This is a genomic window from Clostridioides sp. ES-W-0018-02 (assembly GCF_020658175.1).
Taxonomy (GTDB): Bacteria; Bacillota; Clostridia; order Peptostreptococcales; family Peptostreptococcaceae; genus Clostridioides.
In genome coordinates this window covers 63,149-88,269 of the sequence record NZ_JACVVY010000001.1, presented here as the reverse complement: position 1 = coordinate 88,269, position 25,121 = coordinate 63,149, and the positions used below count along the sequence as shown (strand labels likewise).

Below are 25,121 nucleotides of genomic sequence, written 5' to 3'. Positions count from 1 at the left end.
GACAGCGGTTTTATTTTATCATATAATTGTATTTTTTACAATTTTTTACTTATTTATCTGAAATTATACTTTTTATTCAGTTGTTATTTCACTTAAACGTTCACTTTTAGGTGTATATCTTTTCAACTCTCTAAATACTACTACACCTGTAATTACTGTGGCTATAAAGTCAGATACTGGTTGAGCTGTCCATACACCCTTTAAACCTAAGAATGTAGGAAGAATTATTACTGCTGGTATCAATAAAATTACCTGTCTTAGAAGACTTAATAACATTGCCATTTTTGCTTTACCTATAGATTGTATAAAGTTTGTTCCTGTAATTGATAAACCTACAATTGGTAACATAAGTAGGTATATTTTTAAACCATCTACAGATATACTCATAAGCTCAGGGTCTTTATTAAATATCCCTATAATTGCCTCTGGGAAAAGCATAATTACTACCATACCCATGCATAAGATTATAGTAGCTACTACTAATGAACCTAAGTATGCTTTTTTAACTCTATCGTATTTTTCAGCCCCATAGTTAAAACCTATAATGGGTTGCGCTCCCTGATTTATTCCAAAGATAGGCATTAAAAATACCATTGCTATAGAAGAAATTGTAGCCATAGCTCCTATAGCTAAATCTCCACCATGAGTTTTAAGTGCAATATTTGATATTACTTGAACTAAGCTTGCTGCAAGTTGCATAGCAAATGGTGACATTCCTATTGCAAATACTGCACCTACTAATCTTTTATCTAATTTTAAATGAGATTTACTGAATTTTAAATTTGATTTTCCACTTATATAGTAGCCTATAGTTAAAATAGCTGTAAGAGCTTGAGAAGTTACTGTAGCAATTGCAGCTCCTTGTATTCCCATATTGAATCCAAATATTAACATCCAATCTAAAACTATATTAGTTAGGCATCCTATTATCATTATTCCTGCTGAAATCTTAGGGCTACCATCAGCTCTTATTGAGTGATTTAAAGAAAAGGATAGAAGATTTACTATTGTTCCTAATAAGATGATATTTATATATGTCTTTGCATATATTAATGTATTTTCACTTGCTCCAAATAATGTAAGTATTTTATTTGCAAATAATATCCCAAGTACCATTATTATAATTCCTGTAACTACAGCTAATGTCATTGCATTTCCTATAAGTTTCCTTGCATCTTCTACTTTACCTTGCCCAAGTTTTATCGATATAGTTGTCGTTGTTCCTATTCCTATCAACATACCAAATGCAAGTATTATTGTCATTATTGGCATCGTAACACCAAGACCTGTTATTGCAAGTGGTCCAACCCCTGGTATGTTCCCAATAAAAATTCTGTCTACCACATTATATAGACTATTTACCAGCATACCTATTATTGCCGGTATAGAGTATTTCAGTAGTAATTTACTGATTCGTTCCGTTCCTAATAATTGTTGATTATCCATCAAGTCTCCTCCTTCTTCTAATATTTAATTTTCCACATATTACAAGGGAGGTGCATATGCCCTCCCTTAATATTAACTACTTTTTAAATATTAATTTTCTATAATATATATTATATACCACTTTAATCAAAAAACCAAACTTTTCTAATATAAAATTTCTTTAGTAAATGAAAATAAAGTGAATATATACATGAGAGCACTAATAATATACCCCAATTTTTTAAGTTAAAACTATTGTTTAGTACACTATTTAAAAAGAGTAAAGAAAATATGCTATTTACAATAGCTATGATAAAAGGTACAAAAAATAGTATACCTATCTCTATACTAACAATCTTATTCATATTTTTAAAAGATAGACCTATTTTTGATAGATTGTTGTACTTAACCTTATCAAAAGGTTCATCTGTGTATAGTCTAAAATACAAAAAACTAAGAACTGCCATAAACAGAATAACACCTATGAAAATACCCATAAATTGAAGAATTTTACTTTGTTGTAACTCAGCTAAATACATATCTGGTAAGGTTAAAAAATATGACTTCATATCATTTCTATCTAGATTAAAATGTTTTTCTTTTAATGCTTCAGTTATATCAGCACTATCTTGCCAGTTTTCATAATCAAATCCATGAAAGTTTATTTTTGAAAACTTACTTTGTATATTATTATATAAATTATCATGTATAACTATAATTTTACTAAACATACCTGTAGGAAAAATTATCCTATCTGTTGATTCTTTTATCTTTATGTTTACATTTTTTATCTTATAAGCTTTAATTTCTTTTAAAGAATTTATATGCTCTTTAGAATTATATCTAGGAACTATAATGCCCTCATCTATCCTTAGATTAATTTTATCTAATCCCAATTGTTTTGATAATTTATTATAGTTACTCATACTTAATAATACTTCATTATTATATTCAAGCATAGGAAAACTTAATTCCTTATAATCATATTCTTTTATTGTGTTTCTAATTTCTTCTAAGTCCTCATATTTTTTGTTATTATTGTCTTCTGAGAAATATGAGTAAACCATTGGAAAATTATTTTTAGAGGATTTACCTTGTGAAGTTACAAGTGTTGAAGTTGTTGTAAATGCTACTAAAGTACCAGATAAAAGTATTGTCATTAAAAACAATAATCGAGAATTATCTTTCATCTTATATACTAAATTACCTATAAGCAACATATTTATTTTGTTTTTATAAAACTTCTCTCTATTTTTCATATGCTTTAATATTAAAATGGTAAACTGAGAAAAAAATAAAAACATTCCTAGAGTAATCAACAGCGCTATCATGTACATATCACCATTTATATTTAACTTATTAACAAATAGCATCATAGCATATCCTGTCATAAGACATAATATACCAAGTATTCCAAATAATTTTGAAGGTTTTATATCTTTTTTAGGTTTCTTTGTGCCTACTAAAAGTTCAAAAATATTATTTTTGTTTAACAATTTTAAGCTAAGTGGTCCTGTTATCAAAAATAATAACATAAAAGATATAATTGTCATTAGTATCGCTTTTATTGGAAAGTAACTTTCTGTCAAGTTCATATAAAATATTTTACCTAAATACAATAAAAATAACTTAGAAATAGATAGCCCTAAAAGTATTCCTAACATTATTGCTAATAATCCTATTATTAAATTTTCAATCAATATCAATCTTTTCAATTGTTTATTACTCATTCCAATTATTATCATAACTCCAAAATCTCTTAATCTAGATTTTAAGAAATTTCCTAAGGAATATAATATAAAAAGCAGACTAAATCCTAATATTATTAATTCTGAAATCATAAGAGCCATAAATGCAGTAGAACCACTTTGGATTCCAGAATCCGTTATAATTGGATGAAACATAGATACTGCAAATACAAAAAATATCATTATAGAGAAAATTGAGCTTAAAAAATACGCTAAATATGCTCTAAAATTTCTAATTATATTATTATAAGCAAATCTTCCAAAAGTCACTACCTTACACCTCCTATTTGAGACAAGACAGATAGTATTTTATTGTAAAAAGAACTATTCGTGCCTGATTTCTTTATCTCTGTATATATGCATCCATCCTTTATAAAAACAACTCTATCTGAATGGCTTGCACTATATGCTTCATGAGTTACCATAAGTGTAGTTACATTTTGTTCTTTGTTTATCTTAGCAAATAACTCTAAAACATCATCAGTGGATTTCGAATCAAGATTCCCTGTTGGTTCATCTGCAAGAAGTAATGATGGGTTATTTATAATTGCTCTAGCAATTGCACATCTTTGAGCTTGTCCTCCTGAAATCTCATAAGTTCTTCTATCTAAAATTTTATCAATACCTAAAAATTCAGATATATTTTTAGTTTCCCTGTTCATTTTTTTAACATTTCTACCATCTAGTGTAAGTGGCAACATTATATTTTCACCAACTGTCAAAGTATCAATCAAATTAAAATTCTGAAATACAAAACCAAGTTGTTTTCTTCTAAATTCAGCTAATTTTTCTCCTTCTAATTTACTTGTATCCTGTCCATTTAATATAACTTGGCCTTCACTCTGCTTATCAATTGTAGATATTATATTTAAGAGAGTAGATTTACCACTTCCAGATGGACCCATAACAGCTACAAATTCGCCCTTTTCTATACTTAAATTAATACTATCTAATGCTTTATATGGAACTTTTCCATAATATGTTTTTGATATATTTTTAATACTTAATATGTTCATTTTATATTCTCCATTACTTTTTTATTTTCACTACAGTAATATATTATCGTGAATATCCCATTTTAACCATAAAAATACCCTAACAATTAACTTACATATTTGTAAGTTAATTGTTAGGGTATCAACAAACTAATTAGTATTAATAATTAATTCAACTAAAATTTTAGAAGCTTTTCAAATTCACTAAGTACCATCGGTTTAGCAAATAAATAACCTTGAACCTTATCGCATCCTATTTCTTTTAAAAACTCTACTTGCTCATTGGTTTCTACACCTTCACATATAACTTTAATATTAATCGCTTTTGACATTTCTACTATCTTAGAGATAATAATTTTTCCACGTTTTGTATCTGTTGTTTCAATTAGAAAGCCTCTATCTAATTTTAAAATATCAAAAGGAAGGTCCTTTAATAGATTCAAGGATGAATATCCTGAGCCAAAATCATCCATTGATATAAGAAATCCTATCTTTTTAAGCCTCTTAATTATATCAATCAATATATTTAAATTATCAAATACAACACTTTCTGTTAATTCAAGTTCTATAAACTTAGGAGATATATTATACTTATTTATCAATTCAGTAATATTCTCTATAAAATTATCTCTATGTAAATGAACTCTAGATATATTCACTGAGATTGGCACAGGGTTATAACCTTTGTTTAGCCACTTTCTCAAGGTCTTACATACTTCTTCAAATACAAACATATCAATATTTACAATGAAACCATTTCTTTCAAATAAAGGTACAAAATCTACGGGTGAAATAAATCCTATATCTGGATTGTTCCATCTTATTAGAGCTTCTGCTCCTTCAATTTCATTTCCATCATTTAAACTATATTTTGGTTGGTAATATACTACAAACTCGCCTTTTTCCAAAGCTTTATTCATATTATCCTCCAATTTCTTTTCTCTATATAATCGATTTCTTGTATCTTCATTGAAAAATGAATATGAATGCTCATACTTATCTTTTTTTGTTTTTGCAGCAATATTCGCTCTATCAATTAACAAGTCAATTTTTTGTATATCATCACTTCTATTTATCTTATATATGCCACTTGACATAACAATTTTATATTGTGAAGAATTACTAGTACTTAAATTGCATATTTCATTATTTATTTTAGCTAGTCTATTTAAAAGGTCAGTATCAGTATTACAAGAAAGCAATAATATAAAGTGGTCATTATCCATTCTGGCACAAAGTTCATATTTGTTTGTATTGTGTTTTAACACATTTGCAATATGTATTAATATCTTATTTCCTTCAGTATAACCAAACATCTCATTTATGTATTTAAATTTATTGACATCCAATTGAACTAAGTAAAAATCATCCTTATAATAATTATGTAAAATATATATAGAATCTTTTTTAAACTTTTCTTTGTTCTTTATTCCACTTAATGAATCATAGTAAGCTAATTTTTTCAGTTGTTCTATTAGTGTAACATTACTTAATTTCCACAATATCAAAAATATTAATATATAGAAAAATAACTTGATTATAAAATCAATTATCAAGCTTTTAAAGTTCTTAAAGACATCACAACTTGATATTAACGTCCAATCAGTTCCTTCGATACTCGTATATCTTGCACTATATAACTTCCAATTATCCCATGATAAAAAACCACCTTGACGTTTCTCATCTATATTTTTTAAAATTTCATTTTTACTGGACCCTATAATATTTCCTTCTATACTAAACATGTCCGTCTTATTGTGGACATAGTCTTTATTTTGATGAGAAATAATGGCATAATTTTTATCTACCATTAAAAACTTAATAGAATCATCAGAATTACTTCTACTTACTATCTTATTTACATCTTGAAAATAAAAGGAAGCAAAAATAGTTCCAGTTACTTCATTATTTTTTATAATAGGTACACATATAATAAATACTTTATCCCCTGTAACCTTACTAACTGTAATGTCAGAAATCACCATTTTTTTTGTTTCTAATACCTTCTGAAAATGAGTTCGGTCTTTTATTGTCCCAACCCTTTCTCTATATGTACTTGAAGTATTCCCTTGTGCATCAGTTATTCCAAGCATAAAAAGGTTATATTGTTTTTGATAAGGTCTTAATAACTTACCTTTTTCAATTAGAGAAGTTCTGGCATCAGAAAATCTATCGTCTTGACTAAGAGCTTTTAATAAGGATGCATTGACACTTAAATAATTTTCTAATTCTCTTTTTGAGGCTTCAATCATATTTTTAGAAGCAACCTCCATAGAATTACTTGCATATATAATTGTACTTGTAAAATCAATTAAAATTAATAACATCCATAAAATTAATATATACCTAAAAACTAATCCATCAAATATTTTTTCTCTTTTTCTCATATTTAAACACCATTAATTATACTATTGTAATACATACTCAATCGGCTCTTTAATAACTTGTGACATTACTCTATGTGAATAATCCAAAAGTATTCTTTCTTTAAATTTATATGAATCCTTTATACGAGATTCATAATTTAAAACTGGCACATTTAATTTTTCAATTTTATATAGGAAAGGCCTATATTCTAATGATGGGATATTATTTTTTAAGTAATTTATACTTGCTTTATCTAAAATGCTTACATTTTCAATATCTGTTGCACTAATATATGTAACCGTTATACCAAAAATATTCTTTTTAGGTATAAGTTCTAATGTCAAGTCTGATAACTCTGATTCTGCCAACCACACATTATTTCCCCCTTATAAAATCTTTATTCGATATTATTTTACCATAATTAAACAAAATTATGTTGCTTAATAGTAAATATTACAATAGTAACTATGGCTTTATTATATAATTTTTCAAAAAAATATACCAAGCTAGAAATTATTCTAACTTGGTATATTTAATTTACAAATTAAGCATTAACTTTTGCTTTTAAATATTCATCTATTGAAGCTGCTGCAGTTTTACCAGCACCCATTGCAGATATTACTGTTGCTGCTCCAGTAACAGCGTCTCCACCTGCAAATACACCTTCTTTAGAAGTTTGACCATTTTCATCTGTTATTAAGCATCTTCTCTTATTTATATCAAGACTCTTTGTTGTAGAAGATATTAATGGATTTGGACTTGTTCCAAGTGACATTATAACTGTATCTACATCAAGTACAAATTCAGAACCTTCTATTTCTATAGGTCTTCTTCTTCCAGAATCATCTGGTTCTCCTAATTCCATTCTTATACAAACCATACCTTTAACATATCCATTTTCATCTACTAAAATTTCTTTAGGATTTGTCAATGTATTAAATATAATTCCTTCTTCTTTTGCATGATGTACTTCTTCAGCTCTCGCTGGAAGCTCTTTTTCACTTCTTCTATAAACTATATATGATTCTGAACCTAATCTTAATGCAGTTCTAGCAGCATCCATAGCAACATTTCCACCACCAACTACAGCAACTTTTTTACCAGAACTAATAGGTGTATCATAATCATCTCTATAAGCTTTCATTAAGTTTACTCTAGTTAAAAACTCATTTGCAGAAAATACTCCATTAGCATTTTCTCCTGGTATGTTCATAAACATAGGAAGACCAGCTCCTGAACCTATGAATATAGCTTCAAATCCTTCATCTTCTATAAGTTCATCTACTGTTATTGTTTTACCAACAATTACATTAGTTTCTATTTTTACACCTAATTTTCTTATATTATCTATTTCAGGTTGAACAACAGCTTGTTTTGGAAGTCTAAATTCAGGTATTCCATAAGTTAAAACTCCACCTGGTTCATGCATTGCTTCAAATATTGTTACATCATAGCCTTTTTTAGCTAAGTCACCAGCACAAGCAAGACCTGCTGGTCCACTTCCTATTACAGCTACTTTTTGATTTTTCTTAGGTTCTGTATCAGATAAGTTTATATCATTTTCTTTTGACCAATCTGCTACAAATCTTTCCAATTTTCCTATTGATACTGCATCTGATTTTATTCCAAGTATACATACACCTTCACATTGACTTTCTTGTGGACATACTCTACCACAAACAGCAGGTAGTGAACTACTCTTGGCTATTACTTTAGCAGCACCTTCTATATCATCTTCTTTAATTTTTGTTATAAATCCTGGGATATCAATTCCTACTGGACATCCACCTACACATTTTGGTTTTTTACATCCTAGACATCTATTAGCTTCTGCCATAGCTTCTTCTTTATTGTATCCTAAACATACTTCATCAAAATTTGTTGCTCTTACAGCAGGTTCTTGTTCTCTAACTGGTACTTTTACTTTTTTAGCATCCATTATTTGTTACCTCCACATCCACAATTACTATGATGATGACTATCGCCTTCTTCAAGTTTTAACATAGCTCTTCCTTCTTGAGTTTTGTACATAGATTGTCTTCTCATAGCTTGGTCAAAATCAACTAAATGTCCATCAAATTCAGGACCATCTACACATGCAAACTTAGTCTCATTTCCAACACTAACTCTACAACCACCACACATACCTGTTCCATCAATCATTATTGTATTTAAACTTACTATAGTAGGTATGTTTAATTCTTTAGTCAATTGACACATAAATTTCATCATTATCATTGGTCCAATTACTATTGCTTGGTCATATTTTTTGCCTTGATTATCAACCAAATCTTTTAATAAATCTGTAACTCTTCCATCAAATCCATATGTACCATCATCTGTTGATATGTATACATTTTTAGCTACTTTTCTCATATCATCTTCTAATATGATTAATTCTTTAGTTCTTGCACCAATTATTACATCTACATCTAATCCATTCTCTTTAAACCATTTAACTTGTGGATACACTGGAGCAGAACCTACTCCACCAGCTACAAATAGGATTTTTTTATTTTTTAATTCTTCTATATCTTCATGTATGAATTCACTTGCTTGTCCTAATGGCCCTACAAAGTCCATTACAAAATCGTTTTCTTCAAACATTGCTAATTTCTTAGTTGAAGCACCAACTGTTTGGAATACGATAGTTACTGTTCCTTTTTCTCTATCATAATCAGCTATTGTAAGAGGAATTCTTTCTCCCTTTTCATCATTTTTAATTATTATAAATTGACCAGGCTGAGAAGATTTTGCAACTCTAGGAGCCTCTATTTCCATCAAATAAATACTATCTGTTAATTGTCTCTTACTAACTATTTTATTACTCATCTCGCTATTCTCCATTCTAACAAATATATTTTTCCCACTTTAAATTTAATTAAAACATAAACACACAAAACTATAACTCTAATTATAATACAATATTAGTTCTCGATTAAATGTTTTGTATTGGACATCCCCCCTGTAAAATAATTATAACTGCCCAAATTACAAATAGTTGATATTAACAAATTACGTTTAAATTCCAACAAATATTAAAACCCATATTATACGTATAATTTGTTATAGATTTAACCTAATACACACTTAAAGTATACTATATTATGCCAAATTTGTAACAAAAATTTTATAAATACATAATAAATTTTTTTTATTCAATTATTTGTTTAATAAATTAACCTAGGTTTTCATAATAACTCAGATTTCTTTAAAAACTAAACATGTATAAGGCTTTAATCTATTGCAATACCAGCTTTTATATAAACTAAAATATACTCTTATTTTATTATATATCTAAAATTTTTAATATTCATTAATTATTTGAATTTTTATATAAAATTTTTATATTTTCTAAAGATTTATTTACTTATGTAATAATTTATAATAATATTAATTTATAAAGTTAATAATTATTATGAATACACATAAAAATAATTAAAAATAGGAGGTTTGTTTTTTGAAAAATATTATTTCTGCAAAAGAACTTATATCTAAATTAGAACATAATGATAATCTAGTTGTTATAGATTGTAGATTTGACCTTATCAATAGAACTTATGGTATTGATTCTTATAAAAAAGGACATATAAAAGGTAGCTTTATCTTGGATATAGACAAGGATTTATCATCTCCTACAAAAGAACATGGCGGTAAAAATCCTTTACAAGACCCTTTTATATTAAAAGAAAAGTTAGAAAAAATGGGTGTTGATAATTACACTACAATTGTAGCTTATGATGATGGAGATTTAAATGGTGCTTGTAGACTATTCTTCCAATTAAAACACTTAGGTCTTGAAAATGTCTATGTATTAGATGGTGGAATAACAGCTTTTGTAAAAGAAGGTGGAGAATTAGAAGAAAAAATAAATATTCCAAACTGTACAGACAAAAAAATTAAGCCTAATGTAAATGACAGTTTAGTTGTTCCAATGGAATATGTTAAGTCTAAATTATATGACAAAAATACTGTGATTATAGATTGTCGTGCTAATGAAAGATACCAAGGTTTAGTTGAACCTGCATATTCAAAAGCTGGCCATATACCTAGTGCAAAAAATTACTTTTGCAAGGATTTAATAAAAGGTGATTTTGAAAATGGCTCACTTAAAGATACTGAATTTTTAAAAGACTTCTTTAAGGATTTAAACAATTATGAAGAAATAATTTTGTCTTGTGGTTCAGGAATATCTGCTTGTGTTAACAGCCTTGCACTTAGAGAACTTAATATGCCCCATAAGATTTATGTTGGTAGCTTTAGTGACTGGATTAGCTATGATGACAACAAAGTTAAAACTGGACAAGAATAAAGTTAATAATAAATAAATCTAGCATATTATATATCTTAGTTTTTTATAAAGGCGTTAGTCATTGTAGACTTTCGCCTTTTATTATCATCATTTCATATAGATTCCTTTAGTCATTAAATATAAATTTAGTTTACAATATTAATAAACTGCAACATGACCATCACATCTTGACTCTGTTGCACAAACATAACTTTCTTGCTCTGTTTTGAAGATTATTTGTCCCCTACCCATATCAACATTATCATGAATTACTTTTATCTCATGACCTTTTTCAATAAGAGCATCTACCATCTGTCTTGGCATCTCTGATTCAACTTCTATCTCTTTACCTTTTATCCACTGCCATCTTGGAGCATCTAATGCCTCTTGAGGGTTTAAACCAAAGTCTATCATACTCGTTAATACTTGAAGATGTCCCTGTGGTTGCATAAAAGCACCCATTACACCAAATGGACCTATTGCCTTATCATCTTTACCTAAAAAACCAGGTATTATTGTGTGATAAGGTTTTTTAAATGGTTTTACTACATTATGGTGTTTAGGGTCTAAGTTAAAATTATTACCTCTACTATGTAGTGCAATACCAGTGTTTGGTATTACTATCCCAGAACCAAAATTTATATAATTACTCTGTATATATGAAACCATATTTCCATCTTTGTCAGCAGTACAAAGATATACAGTTCCACCACAATATGGTTCTCCTTCTTTTGGGTATAAAGCTTTTTCATTATCAATCAATAAACTTCTCTTTTTTGCATAATCTTGACTTAATAATTCCTGAACCTTTACTTTCATATGTTCTATATCAGTTACATAAGTTTTAGAATCTGCAAAAGCCAGTTTTAAGCTTTCTATAATCTTATGTATGTCATCTACATTTTCTATATCTCCTTTTATGTCCAATTCTTTTAATATATTTAATGCCATTAGGACTGTTATTCCATGTCCATTCGGTGGAATTTCAAATATTTTATATCCTTTATATTCTGTACTTATAGGTTCTACCCAAGTTGGATAAAAACTCGCTAAATCACTTTTTCTTATAGCTCCCTCAAACTTTCTAGAACACTCATCTATTTTATCTGCTAGTCTACCTCTATAAAAACTTTCAGCTTGTGTATTGGCTATTTCTTCTAATGTATTAGCATGCTCTTCACATACAAATATGTCACCAGCTTCTGGAGCTTTACCATCCTTAGAAAACGTCTCAAACCATGACTTAAATTCTTCTCCAACAAATTCTTTTTCATATAGTTCATAGGATTTTTTCCATACTTTTGATACATTAGGAGAAACAACATATCCTTCTCTTGCATATTTAATTGCTGGAGATAAACATTCTAGTAGACTAAGTTTTCCATACTTTTTATTTAATTCTGCCCAAGCTGCAGGTATTCCAGGTACAGTTACTGCTCCAAATCCATACTTTGGCATTTCTTTCATGTTCTTGTAATTTTTTAATTCCATTCTTTCTGGAGCAAAACCGCTAGAATTTAGTCCATATAATCGTTTTTCTTCCTCTATCCAAACAAGAGCATATGCGTCTCCTCCAATTCCATTACTTGTAGGTTCAACTACAGATAATGTAGCAGCAGTTGCAACTGCTGCATCCACAGCATTTCCACCTTTTTTTAGTATTTCAAGCCCAGCTTGAGAAGCTAATGGCGTTGAAGTTGCAACTGCTCCATTTTTAGCATATATAACATTTCTTATTGATGGATATTTATGTTGATGAGCATCAAACATCATAATTTTCAACTCCTTGTCATTTTTATTTTATATTTTCCTTAAATTTATTATATAACATTAATTAATACAACTGATACAAAATACAAACTTTTTCCAAGACTTAATTACATTATTATAATATTTTTTTGTTTTGATTAGATAAGCTATCTTGCTTTTAGTATTTAATTCTTATTAAGTAAAAAATACTCTACAACTTAATCTATTATCATATTTTGAGCGTATTTTAATGTTATAAAATAATATATAAAATAACCTATATAATAAATGGCTAGTGTTGTAATAATTGGTATAAGCAATGGCCTAGTTATAAATTTTTGAGCAATTGACATAGCAAATAAATTATGAATTGTACCTACAATTAATGGCAACAAAAATACAACTTTTAATTGTCTTGATATTATTTTCTCAATATCTTGATTATTTGCCCCAAGTTTTTTTAGCATAATATATCGTTCTTTATCATCATATATATTTGATAATTGCTTAAATAAAATTATACTTCCTGTACACAAAAGAAATACTACAGATAGAAATATACCTATAAATAACATAAGACCACTTACTCTAATTAAATCATTATAGTTTTCGACATTTGATGTAAAATTAAAAGGATAAGTTGATTCCATATTTTTATCAACTATATTTTTTAATCTTAAAGACATATCAAACTCTTTTTTTTCATTTTTTATATCAATTAATCTTAATAATCTCGATTCTCCTCCTGATTTTAATCTATTAAATATGTTATCTTTTACCACAATTAAATCAAATGTTGATTGTAAATTTATTTCTGGCTCTAAAATATTTTTTTGAACTGTAAATAAATTCATCTTCTCTTTTTCTTTAATGTATACATCTATTTTTTGAGTACCAGTACTTTTAAGAAACATTCTCTTATATGAATCTGAAACATAATATACATGCTCTTCTGAAGTTAATTCTTCATAATTACTGTTTTGATATTGTCTTAATTTCTTAAAATCACTTTCTTTAATAAAATCTACAATCACTGTATTTTCTCTATAAACTCCTCCTTTTTTATAGTACAATTTAAAATTTACATCTCTACTTATAAACTCTACTGTCTTATCAAAAAGCACCTTATCATCTTCTTTATATTTATATAGCAGCTTATCGATTTCATTATTTACAAGAGAATTTTCTGCATTTATAGTATAACTATACTTGTAGTTTTCATTTATATTTCTATCTATATCGTAATAAATTGATATTGTAAATCCTAACATAGTTACACTTGTAGCTATTAATATTGCTATTATTGCCAATACTCTGCTATTATTCTTTAATTTGAATCCAAGTTCTGAAAATGCAATTAGATTTCTTCCCTTGTAATAAAAACTTTTTTTCTTCTTAGCAACATCTATAATTATCGACATTATTGATGAAAAAAATAAAAAAGTACCTGGTATTATTGTAATTAATATAAAAGCTGAAAACATTATGTTTTCAACAATGAAATGACTAACTGACATTAAATAAGAAAATACTATCAGTAAAACTCCAAGAGTTCCCTTTAGCTTTATAAATCTTTTATTTGTATATTTTTCTGGTGACTTCTTAAATAACTCTACAATTTTTTTATTCCTAATAACTATAATATTTCTCATTCCAATTACTACAAATATTATTAAAAATATTCCTAATGTCTGAATTAAAGCCCTTATACTTAAAGTCATCTTTACTACTATAATCTCTTTCATTAATTTTACAAGAATCATTGTCATAAGCTTTGAAAATAAAAAACCTAAAGATATTCCTATTAATATTGCAAAGATTCCCATCAAAAAAGTTTCATATAAAAATATTCTGCCTATCTGATTTTTTCTCATTCCAATCAAGCTATAAGTACCTATCTCTTGCCTACGTCTATTAAAGAAAAATGAATTTGAATAATATATAAACAAAAAAACAAATACCACTATTACAATTGAACTTGTATTAATACCTATTTTAGTTTTTCTACCAAGTAAATTTAAGGCTTCATTGTACTCTATTGACTTGAAACTAAAGAATATAAATACACTAAATACAATTGAAACGAAGTACATAAAATAGCTTAAAAAGTTCTTTTTTATATTTTTTATAGCAATTTTAAATAAACTCATTTTTATTAACTCCTCCAATTAAGGAAACTGTATTTAGTATTTTATTATAGAATTCTTTTGTGCTTTCTCCTTTTATAAGTTCTGTAAAGATTATTCCATCCTTTATAAAGAGTATTCTACTACAAAAACTTGCACTTATAGCATCATGTGTTACCATTAATATTGTTGAATCGTTATCTTTATTTAATTTTACTAGAGAATTTAATAAATCCCTTGCAGATTTAGAATCTAATGCTCCTGTAGGCTCGTCTGCAAGTATTAATGATGGTTTTGTTACTATTGCTCTACAAACAGCGCCTCTTTGTTTTTGTCCACCTGAGACTTCATTAGGATATTTATCTAATACTGATTCTATATTTAGTGATTTTGAAACTTCTTTTATTCTACTTTCTATTACTGATACTTTTTCATTTTTTAAAGAAAGAGGGAGCATTATATTTTCTTTTATAGTTAATGTATCTAAAAGGTTAGAGTCTTGAAATACAAATCCAAGATTATCACGTCTAAAGTCGGCTAATTTATTTTGTTTCATTTTAATAATATTCTTATTCTCTATATAAACATTTCCTGATGAAGGCAAATCTATTGTAGAAATAATGTTCAAAAGAGTTGATTTTCCAGCTCCAGATGAACCCATAATACCTACAAATTCGCCTTTATAAACTTTAAAACTTATTCCCTTTAAAGCTTCATATTTTGAGCCTTTTCTACCATACTCTTTTTTTATATTTTCAACAATTAATATTTCTTCCATAATTACTTACCACTCCTCAACATAATTGCTCATTTTCCAATTCTTATAAATATATTATATATATTAAAGTAGTTTTTAACCATTTACTTATATTAATATAATGTTACATTTCTGTAAGTATTAATTATATTTCTTCCTTTTTACTAGAATTATATTTAAAATATAATTTGTCAAGTAAAATATAGTTATATTAATATAATTATTTTAAATTATAAGGTAGAAATGTTTGAACTTATCAAGTAAAATATAGTTATGTTAATATAACTATTCTGGATTAGGAGGTAAAAATGTTTAAAATAATGGTAATTGAAGATGATGTTTCATTAAAACATCAAATAGCAGATTGTCTTTCTAAATGGGGACATATTGTCTATCAAATAGAAAATCTTGAAAACATAATAGAAGAATTTAAGCATTATAAACCACAATTGGTTTTATTAGATATAAATCTTCCATTTTATGATGGATTTCATTGGTGTAATGAGATAAGAAGAATTTCCAAAGTTCCAATAATATTTATTTCTTCAAGAAATTCTAATATGGATGTGATAATGGGTGTAAATCTAGGCGCAGATGATTATATACAAAAACCATTTTCTATAGATGTTTTAATAGCTAAAGTAAATGCTCTTTTAAGAAGAACTTATAATTTTGTTGATAATAATTCAAATAAAATTGTCCATAATGGGGTTACTTTGGATTTATCAACTGCAACTATATGTTATAAAGATAGTACTATTGAGCTAACCAAAAATGAAATTAAAATTCTTCATGAACTTATGAGGAATAAAAGTAAAATAGTTAGTAGAAATAAACTTATGAAAAAATTATGGGATAATGATTGGTTTGTAGATGATAATACTCTCACTGTTAATGTAAACAGAATACGTTCAAAATTAAGTGAAATTGGATTGGAAGACTTTATAGAAACTAAAAGAGGATTAGGTTATATAATCAGTTAAAATAGTTTTAAGTAGGTGAATTTATGAGTTTTAAAGATTTTCTCAAAGATAAACTCGAATTTTTAGTATACAACTTTGGTTTCTTACTTTTTACGATAGCAGTTATTATATTTTCTCCTATTGATGCTCTCTTAGTAGATACTATTGTATACATATTAATTGTAAATATAGTATTTTCATTTATATATATACTTACTGGCTACATTAAGAAAAATAGATTTTTAGAGAAAATTAAAAATAATACATTCAAAGTTAGTACTAATGATATAGAATTAGTTAAATGTACAAATGAAGAAAAAATATATTTGGATATAATTAAAGGTTATCAAAACCAGTGTGATGATATAATAGATATCAATACTAAGAAATTTGAAGAAAATAAAGAAATTATGAGTATGTGGGTACATGATATAAAAATACCTATAGCAATAATTAAACTAGTACTTGAACAAAACGAAGATTTAATCGAAGAAAAAATTTCAGATGATATTGATAAAGAGATATTTAGAATTGAAAATTCTGTTGAAAGAATTTTATATTTATCTAGACTTGAAGATTTTCATAAAGATTTTTTGATTCAAGAAGTAAATATTGAAAATATTCTTAGAGATATTATAAGAAAATATTCAAAATATTTTATCTCAAAAAAAATAATTTTAAACTTAAATAATTTGAATTATACAGTTTTATCAGACGAAAAATGGCTTCACTTCATATTCGAGCAATTATTAAATAATTCCCTAAAATATGCCTCAATAGAAGATAATATATCTATCTATTGCAAAACCCACAAAAATTATTTACAATTAAGGGTGGAAGATACTGGCTGTGGTATAAAAAAGGAAGATTTAAATCGAATATTCAATAAGGGATTTACAGGTAATAATGGAAGAAATAACACTAAATCTACAGGGCTTGGTCTTTATTTAGTAAAAGAACTTTGTGACAAACTTGGCCATAAAATTGATGTAGATTCAGAGTACAATCAATATACAAAAATTACTATTACATTCAAAGATTATCTATAGTATCTTATATATTGATAAGTTATTTTCATTTGACTTATATTCAACATGCTTCTTATAATGATTCTATATGTACATCCCAGTATATAATAAGTAGTTTTTATACAAAGGAGGAAAACATGTCTTTTCTAAAAAAATTTAAAAATAAAAAATTTAGAAATAGTAGCTTTAAGAGTAATAGCTTTAAAAATACTAGCTTTGGAAGTAATAATTTCAAAGCTAAAAATAAAGGTTTTAAAAATAATCCTTTTAAAAACAAGAGATTTAAAATCTATGCAGGAATCGTGATAATCATACTTTTAATATTAGGGGTACTTGCTTATGTCGATTCAAAAAATACTGAATTACAAACTAATGAAAACTTCATAGAAACATACACTATTCCAGAAAACGAAAAAATATTTATAAATGGTATGGTTGTTCCTAAGCAAACTAAAGACTTTAATATTTCTGGAGATTATGAGTTAAGTGATGTAAATGTTACAAATGGGCAAAAGGTAAATCAAGGAGACCTTCTTTTTACTGCTAAAAATCCAACTATAATAGCAGAAATAGATAGTCTAAAATCACAACTTAGCCAATATAAAAAACAAAAGATATCACTTGCAAATATTGATGAAAATAGAGATGCTATAGCTTCTATAAATGCACAAATAACAGCTTTAAACTCTCAGATAGCTTCTTTAGATAAGAAAGCATATGATAGAACTACTGCTCCTTTTGATGGTACTGTATACTTAAATGACCAAACTGGAAATCCAGACCAACCAGCTTCATTTATGACTATTCAAGGTCTAGAGTTTTATATGAAGGGGCAAGCAAGTGAACAAGATTTACCTAAGATGAAAATTGACCAAATGGTTAATATATTAGTTTTCTCAACTGACCAAAATCTTACTGGTAGAATAAGTTTTATATCTGATAAGCCATCTACTCCAAGTAGCGAGATGGGAGCTCAACAAAGTACTTTATCTTATTATGATATAAACATAGCATTTGATAACCAAGAAGGGTTGACAAATGGATTCCATCTTCAAGCATCACTTGAAGTAGCTAACTCAAGCTTTAAAATACCAGCATCTTGTGTACTTAAGGATAAAAAACACTCATATGTATTTAAAGACTTAGATGGAATCTTGAAAAAACAAATTGTAGATGTTGCAAGTAAAAATAATGACTTTGCTGTAATTAGAGGCGGTCTTGAACAAGGTGATATAGTAATAAAATACCCTACTAAAGAAATGAAAGAAGGAGACCCAGTTCAAGGTGATGGTGTAACTGCTGGCTCTAATAATAATGGAGATGCTACTCCAGACAAAAATTTAAAAGAAGTTAATATGGATGTGAATTAATTTACATATGTTAATTAAATTAGAAAATATTCAAAAATATTACAAAGTAGGGAAAGATGAATTACATGTTTTAAAATCCTTAAATTTAGAAATTGAATCTGGAGAATTTGTCATGATAATGGGTAAATCTGGTAGTGGTAAAACCACTTTACTTAACATCTTAGGTTTTCTTGATGTGTTTGACGAAGGAAGATATATATTTGATGGCACAGATGTAACTAATCTCAGTGAAAATGAGCGTTCTGTTTTTAGAAATATCAATATTGGTTTTGTTTTTCAACAATTTAATTTAATAGAAACTTTAAATATATATCAAAATGTAGAGCTACCTCTAATTTACAATAAAATATTAAAAAAATCTGAAAGAGAAGAAATTGTTAAGAGCAAACTAAAATCTGTTGGGCTTTTAGATAAAATCAAACAAAAACCTCTTCAATTATCTGGTGGTCAGCAACAACGTGTAGCTATTGCACGTTGTTTGGCAAATGACCCTCAAATAATCTTTGCTGATGAACCAACTGGAGCATTGGATAGTGAAACTAGCAGGGAAATTATGGAACTTTTGACAGAACTTAATGAACAAGGCAAGACTATAATAATGGTTACACATGATCAGGATTTGACTAAGTATGCAACTAAGGTCATACGACTTAAAGATGGTGTGTTTACTTCGGAGGTGTAATCATGGGCTTATTAAAAAATTCTTTGGCTAATTTAAAGGGGCACAAGCTTCGTGTCTTTGTAGCTTTACTTTGGATTATTATAGGAATAACTTCAGTAATACTTGTTAGTTCTATAGGTAATGGATTTCAAAAAGAAATCAAGAAATCTGTAAATAACGCTAATCCTAATAAAACTACTATTTCATTTGAATCAGCTGATAACACAGGTCTTACCAATGATATGAGTATATTTTTAAAGCCATTCAATGCAAAAGATTTAGAAGAATTATCATTTGTTGAAGGTGTAGAAAGAATTGCTCCTGCAAGAGATGGATTTAATCTTGATTCAACTTATTCTTCTGAGGCATCTTTTGATAAAAAAACGACTTATGTGGAAGTTGGACCAGTAAAAAAAGATTCAAAAATAAATTTAATCTGTGGTAGAGATTTTTCCTTGGATGATGAAAAAAGAAAGGTAATTCTACTTACACAGCAAAGTGCAAGTGAAATTTTTGAAAATCCAGAAGACGCTTTAGGCCATGGTATTAATGTAAATGGAACTATATTTGAAATAATTGGAGTATTGGATGATTCTTCTAACCAACAACAAGCTGGAGGATTTTTAGGAGGTTATCAAGATATGCAATTTATAACTTCTCTTATACCTAAAAAAGCTTTTGATAGTCTAATGAGTCAAAACTCTTACTCCACTGAAATTTATCAGTTAGACTTAGTTTGTTCTAAAGGATATAATGTGAATGAAGTTGCAAACAATATTATAGCTAAACTATATGAAATGCATCCTGGTATCAATGGTTCTTATACTACACCAGACCCAACTGAACAAACAGCTTATCTTGAAAGCATCAATTCTAATGTCAATAAATATGTATCTATAATAACTGTAGTTGCAATGTTTGTTGGTGGTATTGGTGTAATGAATATAATGTATGTATCAGTTATGGAAAGACAAAGAGAGATTGGTATAAGACGTGCTATTGGTGCAAAACCTAGGTCTATATTATTTCAATTTTTAGTTGAAGCTGTTTTTATAACGGTATGTGGAGGAATTTTAGGAACTATAGTTGGATTTATTGCTACTAACTATGTTTCTAAATACATTGGATTTGAAGCAATTCCTAGCTTAAATAGCTTACTTTATGCTATTTTGGCTACTATATTAACTGGAGTTGTATTTGGTTTAATACCAGCCTTTAAAGCCTCTAAACTAGACCCTATAAAGGCAATTTATAAATAGTATTTCCATTAATAAGTTATTATTTTTAAATTGTTTTCTAAAACATGCTTAAATATTTAATGCACTATTATATATGATAGATTAAGAACTTAATCTTTTTCAAATCAAATATAATAGTGCATTGTTATTTTCAAAATTACTAATGAATTATTTGCTTTAAATATTTTTAATATTAATATCTAATCTATTATGCCTCTTATGAAATCTGTTTTGTTATCACAATAAGAGTTAACATCATACCTATAAAGTTTTGCTAGCTTCTTTTTTAAGTCAGAATATTCTTTAACCTTATCTGGATTTAGTCTCAAATACTCTCGAAATTTAATATGCTCTAAATATCCTTTCCCATCTTTAGGACATACATATAAATTATGCTCCATGAAACTAGTTGTCTCATAAGAAAATGCTTCTCTTCCTTCTACTTCTAAATTGCCTAGATGTTTATACCCTAATTTTTTTAGTTTACTGACAACATCATTTAAGTAGCTATAGTCTCCAATTATTATATCAACATCTAATCTAGGTTTTGCAGAAAGCCCTTCAACAGATGTGCTACCAACATGTTCTATTTTCAAAATCGAATTACCTAGAGTCTTTTCTAGTGTAGATTTTAATTTTTCAAACTCATACTTCCAATTTGGATTATAATCTACTATTTCAACAATTTTTGTAGTTAATCCTGTTACTTTTAATTGGTAGACATCATGTTTCATTACTTGTCCTCTATAAATCTTGTCGCACTCAGATATTTTCTTCATACCTAGTTTTTTTGCCACATTTATAGATGCTATATTTTCAGGTCTGATATCTGCTACTAAAGTATCTACATTTAAGTTTCTAATAGCATAATCTATACATATAGTAGCACCTTCTGTAGCATAACCTTGATTCCAATATTCTCTTTTTACTATATAACCTATTCCTAACCCTATGTCCTGTTTTATAAGGCCTATTTGCCCCACTACATTATCTATATACTTATCTATAACAATAAAATATCCATATCCATCATTATTATATCTCTGTATATTTCTATCAATCCATTCTGTAACTTCTTCATCAGAAAAAGCATGTTCCCATGCATACATTACTTCTGAATCTTGTAACATTTTACTTATTTCCTTAAAATCACTATGATTCATTTGTCTAATATATAATCTTTTGCTTTCAATCACTGTATTCACCACCCTTAAAACACAACCTTAAGCGTTGTATACAACTTCTCCATTACATATAGTATAATTAACTTTCCCATATAGAGATTTACCTCTAAATGGGGAATTGTCAGCTTTAGAAGCAAAATCTTCAACTATCCATTCTTCTTCAGGATTAAATATAACAATATCTGCTACTGCTCCTTCTTCTATAAAACCAACATTTAAATTGTATAGTTTTGCAGGATTTGTAGACATTTTTTCTATTAACTGCATCATACTAAGATGATTTTTATATACTAAGTTTGTTATTCCAAGAGACAACGAAGTTTCAAGCCCTATAATACCACTTGGAGCTTTTATAAACTCTCTATCTTTTTCTTCTTTACTATGAGGTGCATGGTCTGTTGCTATTATCTCAATAGTACCATCATTTAATCCTTCTATAATCTTATCTCTATCCCACTTAGTTCTTAAAGGCGGATTCATTTTTGCATTTGTTCCAAACTCTAATACATCTTCCTCAGTCAGTGTAAAGTGATGTGGTGAAGCTTCTGCAACTACGTTTGCTCCAAGATATTTTGCAAATCTAACCATATCAACAGAAACCCCAGAACTTATATGTTGTATATCAATCTTAGCACCAGTTTTTAGTGCTAACATGCAATCTCTAGCAACCATTACATCTTCTGCTACATTCGATGCACCTTTTAGACCAAGCTCTGAAGCTATCTTTCCTGCATTTACGCCAGGATTTCCAACTAAAGAAGGGTCTTCTTCATGAAAACTAAGTGGTACATCTAACTCTTTTGCCTTAATCATTGCTTCCATAATTAGACTGCTATCCATTAAAGGTAATCCATCATCAGTAAATCCTGGAACTCCAGCCTTTTTAAGATTTTCCATATCCACTAACTCTTTACCTTCAAAACCTTTTGTTATAGCTGCTGCTTGTAAAACATTTATACATGCATTTTTTGCTTTTTCCTTCACATAGTTAAAAGTATCTTCATTATCTACAATTGGGTCAGTATTTGCCATACATATAACGGTTGTAAATCCACCTCTAGCTGCAGATTTAGCTCCACTATCTATATCTTCTTTATATGTAAATCCTGGGTCTCTAAAATGTACATGTACATCTACTAATCCAGGTGCAACTATATTCCCACTAGCATCTATTATTTTTTCAAATTCATCATTTTCATCAAAATTACCTATTTTATAGATTTTATTTTCTTTTATAATTAAATCTATTTTCTCATCTCTTTGACTCTTAGGGTCTATCACTCTACCATTTTTAATTAAAATCATGTTATTTCTCCTTTATAATTTTCATTTATATAGACTCATATAATATTATACATTATTTTACATACTTAAATACAAAATTACGTTTGACATCAATAGCCTTTTTAGGACAAAGTTCATGACAACAGTAACATCTTATACATTTATTTAAATCTATAAGAGCACCTCTATTCCCTATCTCTATGGTATTTGCAGGACAAGCTTCCTTGCACTTTCCACATTTTATACAATCCTTAAATCTAACCACTGGCTTTGGTGTTATAAGTTTTGAAATAGGTTCATTTAAAAATTTTGGCAATTTTACAGAAAATAGCCTTAAATCTTTACTTACAATTGGTACCTTATAATCTTTTATAATTAAATCCTTTATATCTTCTCCTACAATCTCAATATCTAAAAAGTCTTCTTTTATATACTCTCTTTTAATAGCCCCTCTAATTGTAGCAACTTTATTTGGAAGCAAACCTATAATCTTACATGCAACAACATCTATAGCATATGGATTTTGTGATGCTAATAAAACACCTATTTCTTTAGGGTTTCCTGCTGAAGGACCATCCCCTTCCATCCCTACAATTCCATCCATAATTGTCAGTGTCGGATTTACATAATCACAAATATCTAAAAGTACATTTTCACAAAATAATTCCTCTGTAGGAAATCTATAATGTATTTCTGCTTTTTTTAATCCAGCTATACATCCATATAAGTTTTTTGTTCCACCAGTAAAAGTTGCCATCACATGTGTTTTTAATTTACAAAGATTTATTACATAATCAGCATCTATTACTGGTTTAATAATATCCATATATTTAAGAGCATGCGCTTTTTCACTATGTATCTTAACATCTGAAACATCATAATTTAATTTGATACCTAAATCATTTGCTACCTTTTCAATTCCAGATGTCTTATATATACTTTTAAGAGAGGCTTGATTATATGGTCCACCAGGACTATCTGCTACTACTACATCACAGTTTAATTCTAAAAGCTTTTCGCATACAACCCTTACTACCATAGGATGAGTAGTTGTAGCTTCTTCAGGCTTTTTTTTCATCAGTAGATTTGGTTTTACAAGTACTTTACTTCCTTCTTTTACAAACTTGTTAAGCCCTCCAATGTCATCTAAAATTTTTTCAATAGAAAATCTTACATTTTCATACTCATAATTTTTACAGCTTCTAACAGATACCGATTTCATATTATCTTCACCCTTTTATTACAAAGATTTTTTTATATTTTTTGTATAATTTAAAAAAGGAGAAACCAAAGTTTCTCCTTTTAATCTATGTTTTTAATTATTATTTTCCAAAATGTCTATTTAATAATCCTAAGAATGCTTTACCATGTCTAGCTTCATCTTTACACATTTCATGTACTGTATCATGTATAGCATCTAATCCTAATTCTTTAGCTCTCTTAGCTAATTTTAATTTTCCATCAGTTGCACCATATTCAGCGTCAACTCTAACTCTTAAGTTTTCTTTTGTATCTGCAACTACAACTTCTCCAAGAAGTTCTGCAAATTTAGCAGCATGTTCAGCTTCTTCAAAAGCTATTCTCTTATATGCTTCTGCTACTTCTGGATATCCTTCTCTATCAGCTTGTCTACTCATTGCTAAATACATTCCTACTTCTGTACATTCACCAGTAAAGTTAGCTCTTAATCCTTCGATTATTTCTGCATCCACACCTTGAGCTACTCCTATTCTATGTTCGTCAGCCCAAACCATTTCACCTTTCATTTCTTCGAATTTATCAGCTCCAACTTTACATACTGGACATTGTGCTGGTGCAGCATCTCCTTCATGTATATATCCACATACTGTACAAACAAATTTTTTCATAATTAAATTCCTCCCAATTTTATATTAATTAAATTTTTATTTTAAAGTTTAATAACTTGCTACAAGAA

At 27.8% G+C, this 25,121-nt stretch carries 20 protein-coding genes; 6 read left to right on the top strand and 14 right to left on the bottom strand.

All coding sequences use genetic code 11. The annotated features are described in order from the left end of the window. Positions 1-72: 72 nt before the first annotated feature. The 7 genes from IC219_RS00415 to IC219_RS00385 form a co-directional block, all read right to left on the bottom strand. On the bottom strand, positions 73-1,446 hold the full coding sequence (locus IC219_RS00415; RefSeq protein ID WP_227482349.1) for an MATE family efflux transporter: 1,374 nt from the start codon (positions 1,444-1,446) through the stop codon (positions 73-75). 122 nt (positions 1,447-1,568) lie between these two features. Continuing rightward, entirely contained in the window at positions 1,569-3,443 is a 1,875-nt protein-coding gene (locus IC219_RS00410) for an ABC transporter permease (protein ID WP_227831131.1), read from the bottom strand. Beyond that, the gene (locus IC219_RS00405; protein ID WP_227823745.1) at positions 3,443-4,189 is read right to left on the bottom strand and encodes an ABC transporter ATP-binding protein; all 747 of its coding nucleotides are present in this window, start codon (positions 4,187-4,189) and stop codon (positions 3,443-3,445) included. The genes IC219_RS00410 and IC219_RS00405 overlap by 1 nt, the downstream gene beginning before the upstream one ends. A 155-nt stretch (positions 4,190-4,344) precedes the next feature. Continuing rightward, a complete protein-coding gene (locus tag IC219_RS00400) occupies positions 4,345-6,555 on the bottom strand; it encodes an EAL domain-containing protein (protein ID WP_227432924.1) in 2,211 nt (736 codons plus the stop codon). A 21-nt stretch (positions 6,556-6,576) separates the two neighbouring features. Beyond that, positions 6,577-6,909, bottom strand: a complete 333-nt coding sequence (locus IC219_RS00395) for a hypothetical protein (protein WP_227432923.1) — start codon at positions 6,907-6,909, stop codon at positions 6,577-6,579. Positions 6,910-7,079: 170 nt separating this feature from the next. After that, positions 7,080-8,474 carry an NADPH-dependent glutamate synthase gene (gene gltA, locus IC219_RS00390; RefSeq protein ID WP_227432922.1) on the bottom strand — a complete coding sequence of 465 codons (1,395 nt, stop codon included), beginning with the start codon at positions 8,472-8,474 and terminating at the stop codon, positions 7,080-7,082. Next, the gene (locus IC219_RS00385; RefSeq protein ID WP_227482343.1) at positions 8,474-9,367 is read right to left on the bottom strand and encodes a sulfide/dihydroorotate dehydrogenase-like FAD/NAD-binding protein; all 894 of its coding nucleotides are present in this window, start codon (positions 9,365-9,367) and stop codon (positions 8,474-8,476) included. The genes gltA and IC219_RS00385 overlap by 1 nt, the downstream gene beginning before the upstream one ends. Positions 9,368-9,995: 628 nt before the next feature. Between IC219_RS00385 and IC219_RS00380 the strand changes: the two genes are divergently transcribed. Beyond that, complete coding sequence (locus IC219_RS00380) at positions 9,996-10,847, top strand: sulfurtransferase (protein WP_227831132.1); 852 nt, start codon at positions 9,996-9,998, stop codon at positions 10,845-10,847. Positions 10,848-10,985: 138 nt separating this feature from the next. On the opposite strand, the gene ggt is transcribed toward IC219_RS00380, so the two are convergent. The 3 genes from ggt to IC219_RS00365 all read right to left on the bottom strand — a co-directional run bounded on the left by ggt (position 10,986) and on the right by IC219_RS00365 (position 15,479). Continuing rightward, complete coding sequence (ggt, locus tag IC219_RS00375) at positions 10,986-12,599, bottom strand: gamma-glutamyltransferase (protein WP_227432919.1); 1,614 nt, start codon at positions 12,597-12,599, stop codon at positions 10,986-10,988. 194 nt (positions 12,600-12,793) lie between these two features. Next, positions 12,794-14,725, bottom strand: coding sequence for an ABC transporter permease (locus IC219_RS00370; protein WP_227831133.1), 1,932 nt, complete (start codon positions 14,723-14,725; stop codon positions 12,794-12,796). Beyond that, positions 14,712-15,479 (bottom strand): ABC transporter ATP-binding protein, encoded by a 768-nt coding sequence (locus IC219_RS00365; RefSeq protein WP_227432917.1) that lies wholly within the window; start codon positions 15,477-15,479, stop codon positions 14,712-14,714. The genes IC219_RS00370 and IC219_RS00365 overlap by 14 nt, the downstream gene beginning before the upstream one ends. A gap of 287 nt (positions 15,480-15,766) precedes the next feature. On the opposite strand from IC219_RS00365, the gene IC219_RS00360 reads away from it, so the two are divergent. The 5 genes from IC219_RS00360 to IC219_RS00340 all read left to right on the top strand — a co-directional run bounded on the left by IC219_RS00360 (position 15,767) and on the right by IC219_RS00340 (position 20,738). After that, positions 15,767-16,441: a response regulator transcription factor gene (locus tag IC219_RS00360; protein ID WP_227432916.1), complete on the top strand. Its 675-nt coding sequence runs from the start codon at positions 15,767-15,769 to the stop codon at positions 16,439-16,441. A gap of 23 nt (positions 16,442-16,464) precedes the next feature. Next, a complete protein-coding gene (locus IC219_RS00355; protein ID WP_227432915.1) occupies positions 16,465-17,469 on the top strand; it encodes a HAMP domain-containing histidine kinase in 1,005 nt (334 codons plus the stop codon). A gap of 116 nt (positions 17,470-17,585) precedes the next feature. Beyond that, positions 17,586-18,818 carry a biotin/lipoyl-binding protein gene (locus tag IC219_RS00350; RefSeq protein WP_227482339.1) on the top strand — a complete coding sequence of 411 codons (1,233 nt, stop codon included), beginning with the start codon at positions 17,586-17,588 and terminating at the stop codon, positions 18,816-18,818. Between the two features lie 7 nt (positions 18,819-18,825). Further along, positions 18,826-19,500, top strand: a complete 675-nt coding sequence (locus IC219_RS00345; protein ID WP_227482338.1) for an ABC transporter ATP-binding protein — start codon at positions 18,826-18,828, stop codon at positions 19,498-19,500. Positions 19,501-19,502: 2 nt separating this feature from the next. Next, a complete protein-coding gene (locus tag IC219_RS00340; protein ID WP_227432912.1) occupies positions 19,503-20,738 on the top strand; it encodes an ABC transporter permease in 1,236 nt (411 codons plus the stop codon). Positions 20,739-20,917: 179 nt separating this feature from the next. Here the strand turns inward: IC219_RS00340 and IC219_RS21920 are convergent, their stop codons facing one another. The 4 genes from IC219_RS21920 to IC219_RS00320 all read right to left on the bottom strand — a co-directional run bounded on the left by IC219_RS21920 (position 20,918) and on the right by IC219_RS00320 (position 25,053). Next, on the bottom strand, positions 20,918-21,913 hold the full coding sequence (locus tag IC219_RS21920; RefSeq protein ID WP_227432911.1) for a GNAT family N-acetyltransferase: 996 nt from the start codon (positions 21,911-21,913) through the stop codon (positions 20,918-20,920). A gap of 27 nt (positions 21,914-21,940) precedes the next feature. After that, positions 21,941-23,206 carry a dihydroorotase gene (locus IC219_RS00330; protein ID WP_227432910.1) on the bottom strand — a complete coding sequence of 422 codons (1,266 nt, stop codon included), beginning with the start codon at positions 23,204-23,206 and terminating at the stop codon, positions 21,941-21,943. A 52-nt stretch (positions 23,207-23,258) separates the two neighbouring features. Beyond that, a complete protein-coding gene (locus tag IC219_RS00325) occupies positions 23,259-24,407 on the bottom strand; it encodes a DUF362 domain-containing protein (RefSeq protein ID WP_227432909.1) in 1,149 nt (382 codons plus the stop codon). Between the two features lie 100 nt (positions 24,408-24,507). Then, a complete protein-coding gene (locus IC219_RS00320; protein WP_009889371.1) occupies positions 24,508-25,053 on the bottom strand; it encodes an NADH peroxidase in 546 nt (181 codons plus the stop codon). Positions 25,054-25,121: the final 68 nt, after the last annotated feature.

What these genes read in the sequence shown, in the direction of transcription:
- IC219_RS00415 (WP_227482349.1), bottom strand. Translation starts at nt 1,446, where the DNA reads ATGGATAATCAACAATTATTAGGAACGGAACGAATCAGTAAATTACTA.
- IC219_RS00405 (WP_227823745.1), bottom strand. Translation starts at nt 4,189, where the DNA reads ATGAACATATTAAGTATTAAAAATATATCAAAAACATATTATGGAAAA.
- IC219_RS00400 (WP_227432924.1), bottom strand. Translation starts at nt 6,555, where the DNA reads ATGAGAAAAAGAGAAAAAATATTTGATGGATTAGTTTTTAGGTATATA.
- gltA (WP_227432922.1), bottom strand. Translation starts at nt 8,474, where the DNA reads ATGGATGCTAAAAAAGTAAAAGTACCAGTTAGAGAACAAGAACCTGCT.
- IC219_RS00385 (WP_227482343.1), bottom strand. Translation starts at nt 9,367, where the DNA reads ATGAGTAATAAAATAGTTAGTAAGAGACAATTAACAGATAGTATTTAT.
- ggt (WP_227432919.1), bottom strand. Translation starts at nt 12,599, where the DNA reads ATGATGTTTGATGCTCATCAACATAAATATCCATCAATAAGAAATGTT.
- IC219_RS00370 (WP_227831133.1), bottom strand. Translation starts at nt 14,725, where the DNA reads ATGAGTTTATTTAAAATTGCTATAAAAAATATAAAAAAGAACTTTTTA.
- IC219_RS00365 (WP_227432917.1), bottom strand. Translation starts at nt 15,479, where the DNA reads ATGGAAGAAATATTAATTGTTGAAAATATAAAAAAAGAGTATGGTAGA.
- IC219_RS00360 (WP_227432916.1), top strand. Translation starts at nt 15,767, where the DNA reads ATGTTTAAAATAATGGTAATTGAAGATGATGTTTCATTAAAACATCAA.
- IC219_RS00355 (WP_227432915.1), top strand. Translation starts at nt 16,465, where the DNA reads ATGAGTTTTAAAGATTTTCTCAAAGATAAACTCGAATTTTTAGTATAC.
- IC219_RS00350 (WP_227482339.1), top strand. Translation starts at nt 17,586, where the DNA reads ATGTCTTTTCTAAAAAAATTTAAAAATAAAAAATTTAGAAATAGTAGC.
- IC219_RS00345 (WP_227482338.1), top strand. Translation starts at nt 18,826, where the DNA reads ATGTTAATTAAATTAGAAAATATTCAAAAATATTACAAAGTAGGGAAA.
- IC219_RS00340 (WP_227432912.1), top strand. Translation starts at nt 19,503, where the DNA reads ATGGGCTTATTAAAAAATTCTTTGGCTAATTTAAAGGGGCACAAGCTT.
- IC219_RS00330 (WP_227432910.1), bottom strand. Translation starts at nt 23,206, where the DNA reads ATGATTTTAATTAAAAATGGTAGAGTGATAGACCCTAAGAGTCAAAGA.
- IC219_RS00325 (WP_227432909.1), bottom strand. Translation starts at nt 24,407, where the DNA reads ATGAAATCGGTATCTGTTAGAAGCTGTAAAAATTATGAGTATGAAAAT.
- IC219_RS00320 (WP_009889371.1), bottom strand. Translation starts at nt 25,053, where the DNA reads ATGAAAAAATTTGTTTGTACAGTATGTGGATATATACATGAAGGAGAT.